This is a genomic window from Acidimicrobiia bacterium (assembly GCA_029210695.1).
Classification (GTDB): domain Bacteria; phylum Actinomycetota; class Acidimicrobiia; order Spongiisociales; family JAHEDJ01; genus JAHEDJ01.
Genome location: JARGFH010000081.1, coordinates 1 through 13,448, shown reverse-complemented (window position 1 = coordinate 13,448; position 13,448 = coordinate 1). Strand labels below are relative to the sequence as shown.

The window sequence follows — 13,448 nt, the reverse complement described above, 5'->3', positions numbered from 1 at the left end:
ATTCTCCCAGGTCAGAAGGCATTTTCTATGTCAATCCCAACCGTCAGACACCGATCAGACCGGTGGATCCAGGCTAACGGGATTCTTGACTACATGGGCGACAACTACGGTGAGAAGCCTGTCTGGCAGCAGCTGATCGAGGCCGGTCTCCTCATGGACCTCACGGACGAGCCGTTCGTGGCGAATTTCGACGAGACCGCACTCCGGGACGCCGGGACCTTCAACGATCGTGTGTATGCGCTCCCCATGGGTCGCGTCACCTATAGCGGCATGTTCGTCAACAACGACCTTCTGGCCGAAGTTGGTGTGGCTATTCCCACCACTTGGAGCGAACTGGTCTCCGCTTGTGAGACGATTGTCGACTCTGGCAACTCGTGCATGACGGTCGGCGGTGGCGACGGCTGGCCCATCTTCGTTGGAGCCAGCGGCCTGCTCGGGTCCATTTTCCCCGACCAGGCGGCGCTAGCCGAAGGTCTGTGGGCGGGCGACATCAAGTGGAATGAAGGCAAGGGTCTCGAGGCTATCGAGAAGTTCCAGGTGTTCGCCACCGAAATGCTCGAGTCGGGCGTCACCGGCCTGAGTCATGACGAAGCTACCGCGCGGTACGCCGGCGGCGACGTGGCCTTCATGCCCACCGGTATGTGGCAGGCCCCCAATCTGGAGAACTTGGCGCCGACGTTCGACTGGACCTACGTGCCATTCCCCGGCAGCGACAATGTCGCCGACAACCAGTACCTGTGGGGCAAGTACGACATGAGCTGGATGGTCGCATCGGACACGCCCCATCCGGACGTGGCCAAGGCCTACCTGGCCGCGCTGTCCGACACGACCGAATACCAGGCCTACCTGGATGCTGTCGGCTTCCTGCCCACTCAGCCCACCGCGTCGCTGAACAGCAAGCTGGGCGACGCAGTGGCGGACCTGGTGCCGGCTTACCGAGTCGGCCTAGAGCAGTACTGGGTGTCCCCGAGCGGTGTCGGCCAGTGGGCCGACGGCAGACAAGCAGCCTCGTGGTTCGCGCCGTTCAACGAATGGACCGATTCCACCGAACTCGCCAATCAGATCCAGGCCGATCTCGACGCCGGGCTCGGCAGCTGACGGGAGGCGAGACACCTATCTAGGATGCCAGTGGGGCGGGCTCTCGACAGCGAGAGCCCGCCCTCGGTGAACCGGCCGAGAGGAAATGGACTAAGACGATGGCGCTGATGCAGAGAAACTACCTGTTCGGCAGTGAAGGCCGTTGGAGTCGGTTGACGCCGATCTACCTCCTGATTCCGGGGGTTCTCCTCTACCTCGTCATCGCTCTTGGTCCGTCGATGGCGACGGCTGCGTACTCGTTCACCGATGCGAGTGGATTGCGTGGGGCGGATGTCAACTGGGTCGGATTCGACAACTACAACGAGTTTCTCTTCGAGGGCTTGGCGTCCCGTGACAACCTTGCAGCCACAGTTCGCACCCTGCAGTTCTCGGTCCTCGTCACCTTCATCCAGTTCACCCTTGGGCTCATACTCGCCCTGCTTCTGAATCAGAAGCTCAAAGGCCGGACGTTCTTCAGGACTCTCTTCTTCATCCCGGTGATCCTCGGGGTGGTCATTCAGGGCTTGATGTGGAAGCTCTTCCTGTTGCCGCGGGGAGGTCCGATGGCGTCGATCTTCGGATTGTTCGGCGCTGAGTCGGAGTTCCTGGGCGGCTTGCCGAGCGAGGCGTTCATGTGGGTCGTCATAGTGCAGATTTGGGCCAACGTCGGCGTCACGATGGTGATCTTCCTGGCCGGCATGCAGACGATCTCCGACGACTTGTACGAAGCCGCCCGTATCGATGGGGCTGGGGGGTGGCAGCTCTTCAAGAGCATCACCTGGCCACAGCTCACACCGGCCATCAACACCAACTTCCTCTTGAACATAGTTGGGTCGCTTCAGGCCTGGCAGTTGTTCCTCGTGCTGGTCGGGTACAAGAACGGCACCCAGGTGCTCGGCTACCTCGTCTTCGCAGAGGGCTTCGGACAGGGGGAATCTCCGGCGTTTCGCCAGGGATTCGCGGCCGCCGCGTCGATCGTGCTGTTCTTCCTGGTCCTCGTCATTGGGTTTGCAGCCAACAAGTACGTCAGCTGGAGAGAAGAGAGGTACGTGGGATGAGCACCTCCCTCGACACCCGTTTCAAGAAGATCGTCGGCAGCGAGAGCGCTTCCACACGATCCCGTTGGCTCAAGATCGCGTCGTACGTCGTCTTGGGGATCTTCTCGATCTTCTACATCTGGCCGCTGTTCATGCTGGTCAACACTTCGCTGCGGCCCTTCACCGAGTATCTGCAAGACCCGGGAGGCCTGGCCAGCAGTCCCAGCCTGGCTAACTTCGGCGATGCCTGGGAACTGGCCAACTTCCCGCAATACATGCTCAACTCGGCGCTCTACACGTTCACGGCGACGGCGATCTTCATTGCCTCATCGCTGTTCGTGGCCTTCCCTATCGCCCGCGGATACTTCAAAGGCAGCAAGGCGTTGCTCACATTGTATGTGGTTGCTTTGTTCCTTCCGCCGGCGCTGATCCCGCAGTTCCAGCTGATCCTGAACCTCGGTCTCTACAACACCCGGCCGGGCTTCATCCTTCTGTTCCTGATCAATCCGATTGGGATGATCATCCTGGTCAACTACATGAAGTCGATCCCGAAGGAACTGGACGAGTCGGCGGCGGTCGACGGCGCCAGCTACACGCGGTACGTGTTCAAGGTCATCTTCCCTCTGATCCGTCCGGCGGTGGCCACGGTGACCGTGCTGCACGCCATCGGCATCTGGAACGAGTTGATCCTTCCGACGATCTACCTGACCGACCCCGCCTTGTATCCGATCACCCGTGGGTTGATCGTCTTCGAGGGCGTGTACGGGAACAACTGGCCGGGGATCGCCGCTGCTGTGCTCATGTTGATGATTCCGATCCTGGTGCTGTTCATGTTCTTGCAGCGCTACATAATTGGCGGTCTAACCGCAGGCGCGGTCAAGGGCTAGCCGCCCTTCTAGGTCGGAAAGAGGTGTGCCTCGCCGGTAACGATTGAGGACGTTCAGACGATCCTGACGCAACCGGGCAACTCCCGGCTCGTCATCGTCAAGGTGCTCACCTCCGACGACGGGCTGTATGGGCTCGGCTGCGCCACGTTCACCCAGCGCGTCTTCGCCGTTGAGGCAGCTATCGAACGTCATCTCAAGCCGTTCCTGATTGGACGCGACGTCGACCGCATCGAGGAGATCTGGCGGATGTCGATGGTCCACGGCTACTGGCGCAACGGTCCGGTGCTCAACAACGCGATATCGGGCGTCGATCAGGCTCTCTGGGACATCAAGGGGAAACGCGCCGGGATGCCGCTGTATCAACTACTGGGTGGCAAGAGCCGCGAGGCGGCCGCGGTCTACGTGCATGCCGACGGCCGCGATCAGCATGAGGTCGCGGAGAACGCCGGGCGACTGGTCGCAGACGGGTACCGGCATGTGCGCATCCAGATGGGTGGCTACGGGGGGGAGGGGGCGGGGATGCACCAACCGCGGAACGCTCCCGAGGGCAACTACTTCGACCCGCGCTCCTACGGTCGGGCGATGCTGCAGATGATCGAACACGTCCGCGACCGACTTGACGATCGAATCGAGCTTCTTCACGACGTCCACGAGCGCCTGTACCCGATCGATGCAGTCCAGTTCGCCAAGGACGTCGAGCAGTACCGGTTGTTCTTTCTCGAAGACGCCCTAGCGCCGGAGGACATCGGATGGTTCACAACGATTCGCCAGCAGTGCGCAACGCCGCTGGCCATGGGAGAACTGTTCAACAACCCACACGAGTGGCGGTCGCTGATAACGGATCAGCTGATCGACTTCGTGCGCATGCACATCAGTCAGATCGGTGGCATCACTCCGGCGCGCAATGTGGCCGCGTTCGCCGACATCTTCGGGATTAGAACAGCCTGGCACGGCCCGGGTGACACCTCGCCGGTCGGGCACGCCGCCAACCTCCATCTCGACGTGTGGGCGCCCAACTTCGGGATCCAGGAGTGGTACCGGCCGTCGGAACTCGAGTACGAGATGTTCCCCGGCCTCCCGCAGGTCGTCGATGGATACCTCTATCCGAACGACAGGCCGGGCCTGGGCATCGACATCGATGAGGATCTGGCGGCTCAGCACCCATGCGGTGAAATCGTCGAGCAGTGGACCCAGACCAGATTGCCGGACGGCAGCCCGGCCCGTCCCTAAACGCAGCAAGGATTATTGAGATGGACATTCGAGAGCAGCTCGAATCGCTTGAACCACGCTATCCGGAACTGAGCGGTCGTGTAGCAGTGGTCACCGGTGCCGCCAAAGGAATCGGCCAGGGCATCGCTTTCAGGTTGGCAGCCGAAGGCATGCGGATCGTGGCACCGGATATCGATGGAGCGTCCCTGGAAGTGACGGCCGGGATGTTGCGGGACCGCGGTACCGAAGTCCTGCCCTTCCATGGAGATCTCAGCAACTCCAAGGAGATCGGGGCGCTGTTCGACGCAGCCATTGAAACCTTCGGTTCGGTCGACTTGCTGGTCAACAACGCGGCCGATCTATACCGGAAGTACTTCCTCGACGATCACGAAGTCCTCCTGGATCGGCAACTGGCAACCAACGTGCGGAGCCCCTACCTGTGTTCACAGCGGGCCGCCGCGATCATGCGGGCAGGCAACGGTGGCAGCATCATCCACATCTCGTCGGTAGGTGCCCTGCGCGCTCACCATCGGGGATTTCCCTACGACGTCACCAAGGGAGCGATCAACGCGCTGACAATGGCGATGGCGATCGAACTCGGCCAGTACGGCATCCGGGTCAACGCGATCGGACCCGGGCTGACGCACACCTATCTCACGGATGCTCTCACCGACCCGGACTCCTACCGGGAGGCAGCAGAGAGTGTTCCCCTCAGGAGATACGGCACACCGGCCGACATCGCCGCTCTCGTTGCATTCCTCGCCTCGTCTGAAGCAGACTACGTGACGGGACAGGTCATCTACATCGACGGCGGCCTCACTGCGCAGCTGGGTGCTGAGCACCCCAGCGCACGCCGGCGGAGTGATATCGATCCTTCAGCAATAACCGACAAGCGAATGGACACACCGTGAACGCCACACTATCCGGGCACAGGAGACTTCCATACGTCCTGTTGAGTCTGGCGATCGTGGCCGGTGCGTGCAGCGGGGACTCAAACTCAACCTCCCGTGACGCGTCCGAAACCACTGTGACCCGTGGGTCGACCACGACGACGATCCCGCCAACCACAACCACCACTATTACTACCCCGGAACCAATCTCGATCGAGTCCCCGGAGGGTATGGAACTCGTCTGGAACGACGAGTTCGACGGCGACACCATCGATCCCACCAACTGGACCTACGACATCGGCGGCTGGGGCTGGGGCAACGGCGAGGCCCAGTACTACACCGACCGGCCCGAGAACGCCCGGGTGCAGAACGGTTTGCTGGTCATTGAAGCCGACAAAGAGCAGTTCGAAGGGAACTACTACACGTCGGCACGCCTCCTCACTCAGGGCCTCCGTGAGTTCCAGTACGGCTTCATCGAGGCTCGCATCAAGGTGCCCGCCGGAGTTGGAACCTGGCCGGCGTTCTGGATGCTCGGCGCCGACTTCGGGAGGGACACCGAGAACCCCGATGACAGCAACTGGCCGGATGTGGGAGAAATCGACATCATGGAGTACGCCGGCAAGGAACCGGATCTCGTGCTGGGGACCATCCACGGTCCCGGATATGCGGGCGCCGGTGGTCTCACGACCTGGAACCGGCAGGAGTTCTCGATTGCCGACGAATTCCACACCTTTGCCATCGACTGGGACTACGACGGTATCCGCTGGTACTTCGACGGCGAGCTCTACGCCGAGAAGAGCAGAGACTCGGTAGGGGAGCGAGAATGGGTGTTCGACCAGCCATTCTTCATGATTCTCAACCTCGCGCTCGGCGGCATCATAGGTGGACTCATCCCGCCGGATGCCGAGTTCCCTCAGCACATGTACGTCGACCACGTTCGCGTATACCAGCCGGTGGATGGCTAGGGGACGTGGAGTCTGTAGTCGAACCCGACCGAGCCGAGCCGATCTTCTTTGATGGCTTCAGTTTGGGAGAACTGGACCGCTCAAAGTGGAACGTGCGGACGACCGGCCGTGTAGTCAACGACGAGCAGCAGGCCTACATCGACTCGACCGAAACGGCCTATGTCGAGCGCGGGGTCCCCGGCGCAGACGGAAACGTCCTCGTGCTCCATCCGCGGTATCGACCCGGTTTCGAGACTGAGGACGGGCAGACTTTCGATTTCCTCTCCGGCCGAATCGACACGAGAGACCGGTTCCAGTTCCGATACGGAAGAGCATCGGCTCGGATGCAGCTCCCCACTGGGCCCGGGTCGTGGCCCGCCTTCTGGGCCATGGGGAACGGCCGGTGGCCGGATACCGGCGAGATCGACATCATGGAGTATGTCGGCGAACGGGATTGGGTGAGTTCCGCCGTGCACGGGCCCGGATACGCTGGGGAGGCCGGCCTCGTCAACAAGCTCTACTTTCCGGACGGCAACGATGCGACCGGTTGGCACACGTATACGCTCGATTGGTCGCCGGATCGGCTCCGCTTCGAGGTCGACGGAGCCACCGTGTACCGGGTGACGCCTCCCATGGCCGAGTTCTTCGGTCCGTGGATGTTCGATAACGAGAAGTTCCTCATCCTCAACCTTGCACTGGGTGGCACTTATCCGTACAAGACAAACGGAATCCGGTCGCCCTACTACGGAATCAGTGAAGAGACGGTGGATCGGATCAAAGACGACGAGGTGAGAGTATTGATCGACTGGGTACGGGTCGACGTCCCCGCTAGTGAACAAGTACCGTCCTGAAATGAAGCCATGAGAGGTAAGTTCTGACATGCCGGGCGCCGCTGTCGATGTTCTGATCAACCTGCATGCCCGGCTGGGTGAGGGGCCCCGGTGGGATCATCGCAAGGGTTTACTTGCCTGGGTCGACATACTCGGCGGCCACGTTCATCTAACCGACCCGGATGGTGGAACGACCACCAGTATCCCTGTGGGAGCGGATGTTGGCGCCCTTGCCCTTCATGGGGACGACGGCTACTTGCTGGCGGTGCGGAACGGATTCGCCACGTTGGATAACACAGGGATCGTCGACTTCCAGGGCGCTTTCGAAGGTTCCGGCTCGCGCATGAATGACGGGGTGGTTGATCCTATCGGGCGGTTCGTGGCCGGCTCAATGGCCCGCGATGCTCAACCGGGGATTGGACACCTATACCAACGTGACACCGACGGGTCGGTGCGGACCCTCTTCGGCGGGGTCACCATCTCCAACGGTCTGGCCTGGACCGCGGACGGCAACCTCATGTACTACGTCGACAGCGGATTACAGCGGATCGATCTCATGGATTACGACACGGCTTCGGGGTCGGTGTCCGGGCGGCGGCCGTTTGTAGATGTGCCCGAAACGGACGGTACCCCCGATGGGATCGCCATCGACGCCGAGGATTGCCTTTGGGTGGCATTGTGGGGGGGTGGCAAGGTGCGCAGGTATTCACCCGACGGACGGATCATCGGTGAGATAGAGCTTCCCGTACCCCGGGTGTCGGCTTGTGGATTCGGGGGTCCCGACCTCGACAGGCTTTTCATCACGACCGCCGCGGTTGGAAGAGGTCAAAGCATCGACGACGGTGGCCTCGACGGTGCGCTGTTCGTCGTCGAGCCCGGTTGTCGAGGCACCGAGTCGATTGTTGCCGCGACCGACGCCCGAGCCGATCGATAGCGCTCCATCGCCGACTCTCTGTGATCCGGCTAGGACTCAACCGGCCGCCACCACTTCGATCTCGCGCCAGGCCACCCACGACGGGCTGGACGTCGTCTCCACCCGGATGGTGTCGAGACCGAGCCAGGGCGACTCTGCCACCAGCACCACGTAGTCGCCGTCGGTGGTCTCGCTTTCGATCACGCCGAGTTCGACCAGACCTCCGGTGTCGGGACCGCGCCCCGAAATCCGGTGGACTGTGTTGCCGGCCGGATACTGCGAGGGGACCATCCGTATCTCCGCAACGTCGAATACTTCACCCAGATCGACTTCGATCCATTGGGGTGCATCGGCGGCGGCCGACCAGAGGGTTCCGGTGTCGCCGTCGAATGCGTTGACCGGGTCATCTCCGGGGTTGGTGGCAGACGCTCGGGCGGCCTTGCCGTAGGCCACGTTGGCCCCTGCTCCTTCAGAACGGACTCCCAGCAAGTCCCGATCCTCGAAGTAGGTCCGAACCAGCCAGGTGAACGGTAGGGCTCGGACTCGGGGAGGACCCGATCCGGATGGTCCACCCAGGACTGGAACAGGACGTGGGCCGGATCGACCCCGAACTCGTCTTCGAGCCGCAGCGCCCGGGCTCCCATCACCGACACGTTGACCTCGTCGCTGGGGTCGGAGGCGTTGCCGATGTAGATCATTCCAACCGGAACTCCGAAGTCCCGACCGAATTCGACGAGCTCGCCGACCATGACCGGCCAATCGGTCCGGGCCCAGTCCATGTCGAGGTGAAGGAAGCCGAGGTCGTAGCCGTTGACTTCGCGGAACGTCTCGAGCCACGACGTATAGGTCTCCGTCTCGACCGGCACGGGGGTCGGTTCTGTGTCGCCGACGATCACCGCCGGGAAGCGAGAACGCATCAGATCGACATACTGCGCCACCTCTTCGGCCACCTTTTCCGCCGGCCAGACGCAGGCGTTTGGGCCGTCGTAGACAGCGGCGTAGTAGTAGGGCTCGTCGAGGGCGATCAGGTCGATCGAACCTCCAGCACGAGGCCAATACGAAAGGCGACGTCGTCTTCGCCGAGTGGTGTCACATATGCGGATGGCCCACACTCGTCGTCGCTTGCTACGAAACGGTCCCCGAAAGCCTCGTTCGCCTCCGCGTAGGTCGATCCCACGCCGATCCCTTCCGGGGTCGAGGGCCCGATCACGCTCGACCACGACGGAATCGAAGCCCAACCCGAGAAGTGCATGACTCCGTCGTCTCTATAGAACGGATAGGGACTGAAGGCGACGAACAAACCGATGGGACGCCATACAGCCAGGACTTCGGTCATGTCGGGCCCGCCGTAGTGGAATGAGTCATCGCTTGCCTGGATGGCGTCGGGGCCCTCGATGATTTCGGTTGGCGGCCCCAAGATCTGTTCGAGTGTTGCCAATACCCGATCGTATGGATCGCCGAAGCCGACGATCCCGAGTCCGTCGCCGCGCAGGCTGACCTCCCCGTGTGGCGCAGTGGGCAGGAACAAGCGAATAGTGCTCGACGCAGGTTCGTTGCCCGCCCAGTTGATCGGGATCTCGTCACCTGTGTGACTGTCGATCAGCTCAACCGATCGCGAGTACTCACCGCCATCGTCCATCTGGCTGGTCTCGTAGACGACGTAGCGGCCGTCGAAGTCGACGACCTGCCCCCAACCGGGCCGGGTGGTCGAGAAGAGGATCTCGCCTGTGTCGAGATCGATGATCCGAACTCGAATGTTTCCCAACCTCAGGGCCGCTTCCCACCTGCTCCATTGTTCGGTGATGTCGAGCGCGTTGAACTCGGCCCAGTCGGCCGCGTCCAGGTCGTCGGGTTGGGGGACGAATTCTGAGAGCGCTAACGCCAAGCCATCCGGCGAGAGGACGGGCGTCAGCACACACCAGGGTGTCGGCTCCGGCCATGGGTTAGATGACAGGTCAACGGCCAGGCCTTCCAGCAGACGTTCCGCGTCCAGATCCCACTCGGTGACGAATGTGATCGATTCGGGCATGTCGAGGCTGCGGAGAATCAGCCGGTGCGATACGGGTGCCTCGTCCGGCCATCCGCCTCCCGCAACCGACACCGTGAGATTCCCCCCGATCGAGAGCGGGTGCACACCGGTCGACTCCAGGGGAATGCAAGGGATCAGCATCCGTTCCTCTCCGGTGGGCAAGTCGATCAACATCGCATGCCATGAGTCGGCGTCGTCGCAGTCATCGAAGGTCATATGACTGATTTCCACCGCGGGCTGCCCTCCAACGAGGGCCATGTAGTTGGGGGATGCATCCTCGGCGATCACGGCACTGGTACCGGTGTCGGCCCGGAGATGCTCAACAACGCCGGGCCTGGCATAGAACACGATGCCACCCATACCGTCGTCTGCCGCCCACATCACATCCGGCTGGTTCAGAACCAGCGTCGCGGCACCGGCGATCACCCGGAACACTCCTTCCCGTCCTGTGACGATGTAGTTGGGCCCCGCCGCCGCCTCCGGTGGAATCGAAGTCGTCGTGGTGCTCGTAGAAGTGATGGCGGGAGCCGTTGTTGAGGTGGGCGGGGGGACCGTGACTCGCGTCGTGGTCGTGGTTACGGCGGTCGGGGCCGTCGTGGAGACCACGGAGTCCTCTGCGGATGTGCCACAGGCGGCCAGCATTAGGGACCAACAAACAACAACGACCAGAGTGCGTCGCATGAGATCTCACCCCTTTTAACGTCATTCTCCGTCCTCGAGTTGCGACGGTTAAGAGGCGAATGGCTCTGTTCGCTACAAGCCGGGTCGAGAGGCGACCGCCTACGAGGGGATTCGGACAATTGACTCTCGACTCCCGGAGTGATCCGCCGTCTAATGGGGGTGAAAGGAGGTCCAAATGGCCACGAAGTATGACTCGACACCCGACCAGGCAGATCGTGCGGCCGCGACGCCTCCAGGCACCGGCTGGCAGAGGATCGTCAAACAGCTCCTGGCGATCTTCGGTGCGATTGCGATCTTCCTGGGCCTGTTCATCTTGTATGCCGGAGCCGATCAGTACCTGGGAATCGGCGACTGGAGCTGGCGAGTCGGCGACATCGCGGAAGGCTGGGGATACGGGATGCTGGCCGGCGGGGTCGGCTTGTGGGTGATCGCGCTCATCTGGGTCTTCCAGGGGCGGAGCCGGACGAGAACCTGATGGATACCTGATTAGCGGTCGGATCGTGCGATACGCGAACGATCGTTGATCGGTGCCCGCTCGAGGCGCTAGCTCAACGAGTCCGGACTAACTCATCGCGAGTTGGTCCCGATGAAGTCGAGCACCCGTTGCCAGGCGTCGGCCGACTCGGAGGCGAACTGCTCTTGTTTCCGGTCGAAGAACGAGTGCGGCGCCCCCGGATAGGTGATCAGTTCGTGTTGGATGCCCGAGGCGGTCAGGGCTTCTTCGAAGGCAGCGATCGAATCGGGTGGGATTCCGGGATCGTCCCCACCCATCAGGCCGAGCACCGGGCAATCCATGTCGGGCACCCGGTCGATCACGGTCCCTGCCCCGAGCGGCAGCTCTCGATCGGGTTTTCCGTAGAAACCGACGACTCCTGCCAATCCGTGACCGTTGGCCGCCTGGTACCAGGAGTTCGAACCACCGAAGCAGAACCCGACCGTGAACAGTTTCCTATCGGGGTGGTCTGCCCGCAGGTGAGCTACCGCCGCCGCCACATCGTTCTTCACGCCGTCGGCAGTCGTACGGGGAATGTGCTCCATGTACTCGAATTCCTCATCGCGCACTCCGATCCCGGCGGTCCGCCCGAAATAGTCGATGGCGATGGCGTCGTATCCCACCTCGGCGAACCGCTCGGCCAGCTCTTGATAGAAGCCGAACAGGCCGCGGACGTCTGGCAAGACGATCACCGCTACCTCGCCGGGTTCAGCGGCGTACGCCTCGAAAGCGGCGAACTGGTTGCCGTCGGCGGCGCCGAGGATGAGTTCCCGATGGTCGACGGATGCTCCCGAAACCGGGCGAATTGGAGGTGAGGCGTCTGCGTCAACGCACATGTTCTGGTTCCCCTTCAGCTGATCGCCCAACGATACTCAGTTGCGGGTCTTTGGGGTCCGATAATGGGGCCAACCAAGGAGGGACGCCGGCAATGAAGAAGTACCTCGCCTACACGGCCCGGCTGGCGGCCGAGACCCCGGCGAGCCGGAACCGGACCGTCGATTTCTGGCGGGCGCTGGCCATTCTGGTAGTCATGTTCGGCCACTGGCTGGCGGCGTCGATCTGGTTGCAACCCAATGATGAGATCGCCCTCCTCAACTCCCTGGAATGGATCCCATACTCCGGCTGGGTCACCTGGGTGGTTCAGGTCATGCCGATCTTCTTCCTGGCCGGCGGATACGCCAACGCCCGGGGACTGCGGAAGGTGGTCGCCGGTGAGGAGCTGCGCCGGGACTGGATCACAGCCAGGGCCCGGCGGCTGTTCACCCCCGTCATCCCGCTGCTGGTGATCTGGGTGGCGCTGATCATGGTCATGCGCACCTTCGTCCCACCCGAGGTGGTCTACGCCGGGGCCATGTCTGCCACCGTGCCGCTGTGGTTCCTGGCCGTGTACATCAGCCTCACCGCCATGGCGCCTCTCACCCACGCCTGGTGGCGCCGCTTCGGTCCGGCCACCGTCCTCTTCCCGGCGGCGACCGCCATCGCCGTCGACGTCGCCCGGTTCGCCTTCGACGTTCCCGGGGTTGCCTGGTTCAACTTCCTGTTCGTGTGGGCGACCGTCCACCAGATCGGCTATTGGTGGGCTGACAGGGACGAGGCCGGGGGAGTGCCGGCCCGCGCCGGTTGGACGCTGGCCGGGGGAGTGCTGGCGGTACTGATCGCCGTCACCTGGATCGGCTGGTATCCAGTGGCGATGGTCGGGGTGCCCGGCGCCGGGGTAACCAACATGACCCCACCAACGTTCGCGATTGCGCTGTTGGGAATTATCCAGTTGGGCATCATCCTCGGCACCCAACCGACGGTGCGCCGCCTCACCGCCCGGGTTCGGGCCTGGCACGCGGTGGTGACCGTCTCCGGCGTGATCATGACCCTCTACCTGTGGCATCTGTCCGCGATGTCGCTGGTGGCGGCCGCCGGATTGTTCACCTTCGAAGGGGCCCTGTTCAAGGTCGAACCCGGAACCGGGGTCTGGTGGGCCACCCGCCCGGTATGGCTGGCCATTCTGGCCATCGTGACTCTGGGGCTGGTGGCATTGTTCGCCCGGTTCGAGTGGCGGATCAGCGACGCTCCATTCCCTCACAACCGGCCAATCGTCACGATAGGTGTGTTACTCCTGGCCGGCTCAGCGGCGGCAGTTGCCCAGGTCGGAATCGCCACCTCCGAAGCCGTCGTCCGCTGGAGCATCCCCGGAGCGGCAATCGCCGGTGCACTGATGCTGGGCGCCCTACCTGCCCAGAGAAAGCGCCGGTGAGGGTCGGGCGCGACGATGCGATCACCGGGTGATCGCATCGTGGGCGGAGCTACCGGACTGTCGAACTAGAAGTCGGGAACGTCACGCTGGAGCCACTCGTAGAAGATCTGCGGGCTACCCCCGATGGAGTAAACGGGCTCATCGGATTTCAGCGGGGTGTGATGGTGGCGAGTAGATTCCAGTTGGGTTTTCCGGCGTAGAGGAGGGCTC

13 protein-coding genes and 1 pseudogene are annotated in these 13,448 nt (G+C 62.6%); 10 read left to right on the top strand and 4 right to left on the bottom strand.

The window, feature by feature from the left end; all coding sequences use genetic code 11:
- From P1T08_16960 to P1T08_16925, 8 genes are all read left to right on the top strand, one after another.
- Positions 1–1,098, top strand: a 1,098-nt coding sequence (locus P1T08_16960; GenBank protein ID MDF1597772.1) for an extracellular solute-binding protein, incomplete at its 5' end; no start/stop codon positions are given.
- A gap of 107 nt (positions 1,099–1,205) precedes the next feature.
- Positions 1,206–2,135: a sugar ABC transporter permease gene (locus P1T08_16955; GenBank protein MDF1597771.1), complete on the top strand. Its 930-nt coding sequence runs from the start codon at positions 1,206–1,208 to the stop codon at positions 2,133–2,135.
- Positions 2,132–3,001 carry a carbohydrate ABC transporter permease gene (locus tag P1T08_16950; protein ID MDF1597770.1) on the top strand — a complete coding sequence of 290 codons (870 nt, stop codon included), beginning with the start codon at positions 2,132–2,134 and terminating at the stop codon, positions 2,999–3,001. The genes P1T08_16955 and P1T08_16950 overlap by 4 nt, the downstream gene beginning before the upstream one ends.
- A 42-nt stretch (positions 3,002–3,043) precedes the next feature.
- Positions 3,044–4,231 carry an enolase C-terminal domain-like protein gene (locus tag P1T08_16945; GenBank protein ID MDF1597769.1) on the top strand — a complete coding sequence of 396 codons (1,188 nt, stop codon included), beginning with the start codon at positions 3,044–3,046 and terminating at the stop codon, positions 4,229–4,231.
- A 20-nt stretch (positions 4,232–4,251) separates the two neighbouring features.
- Positions 4,252–5,121 carry a glucose 1-dehydrogenase gene (locus tag P1T08_16940; protein ID MDF1597768.1) on the top strand — a complete coding sequence of 290 codons (870 nt, stop codon included), beginning with the start codon at positions 4,252–4,254 and terminating at the stop codon, positions 5,119–5,121.
- Positions 5,118–6,065, top strand: a complete 948-nt coding sequence (locus P1T08_16935; GenBank protein MDF1597767.1) for a glycoside hydrolase family 16 protein — start codon at positions 5,118–5,120, stop codon at positions 6,063–6,065. Before P1T08_16940 ends, P1T08_16935 begins: the two co-directional genes overlap by 4 nt.
- 5 nt (positions 6,066–6,070) lie before the next feature.
- Complete coding sequence (locus P1T08_16930) at positions 6,071–6,895, top strand: glycoside hydrolase family 16 protein (protein ID MDF1597766.1); 825 nt, start codon at positions 6,071–6,073, stop codon at positions 6,893–6,895.
- A 28-nt stretch (positions 6,896–6,923) separates the two neighbouring features.
- Complete coding sequence (locus tag P1T08_16925) at positions 6,924–7,808, top strand: SMP-30/gluconolactonase/LRE family protein (GenBank protein ID MDF1597765.1); 885 nt, start codon at positions 6,924–6,926, stop codon at positions 7,806–7,808.
- Between the two features lie 36 nt (positions 7,809–7,844).
- Here P1T08_16925 and P1T08_16920 read toward each other — a convergent pair whose 3' ends face one another.
- The 3 genes and pseudogenes from P1T08_16920 to P1T08_16910 all read right to left on the bottom strand — a co-directional run bounded on the left by P1T08_16920 (position 7,845) and on the right by P1T08_16910 (position 10,497).
- On the bottom strand, positions 7,845–7,991 hold the full coding sequence (locus P1T08_16920; protein MDF1597764.1) for a hypothetical protein: 147 nt from the start codon (positions 7,989–7,991) through the stop codon (positions 7,845–7,847).
- A 132-nt stretch (positions 7,992–8,123) separates the two neighbouring features.
- A pseudogene (locus P1T08_16915) lies at positions 8,124–8,240 on the bottom strand (hypothetical protein).
- Positions 8,241–8,811: 571 nt separating this feature from the next.
- Positions 8,812–10,497, bottom strand: coding sequence for a hypothetical protein (locus tag P1T08_16910; protein ID MDF1597763.1), 1,686 nt, complete (start codon positions 10,495–10,497; stop codon positions 8,812–8,814).
- A 175-nt stretch (positions 10,498–10,672) separates the two neighbouring features.
- Here P1T08_16910 and P1T08_16905 point away from each other — a divergent pair, with 175 nt between their 5' ends.
- Positions 10,673–10,972, top strand: coding sequence for a hypothetical protein (locus P1T08_16905; protein MDF1597762.1), 300 nt, complete (start codon positions 10,673–10,675; stop codon positions 10,970–10,972).
- A 92-nt stretch (positions 10,973–11,064) separates the two neighbouring features.
- Here the strand turns inward: P1T08_16905 and P1T08_16900 are convergent, their stop codons facing one another.
- Entirely contained in the window at positions 11,065–11,826 is a 762-nt protein-coding gene (locus P1T08_16900) for a dienelactone hydrolase family protein (GenBank protein MDF1597761.1), read from the bottom strand.
- Positions 11,827–11,918: 92 nt separating this feature from the next.
- Between P1T08_16900 and P1T08_16895 the strand changes: the two genes are divergently transcribed.
- A complete protein-coding gene (locus tag P1T08_16895) occupies positions 11,919–13,238 on the top strand; it encodes an acyltransferase (protein MDF1597760.1) in 1,320 nt (439 codons plus the stop codon).
- Positions 13,239–13,448: the final 210 nt, after the last annotated feature.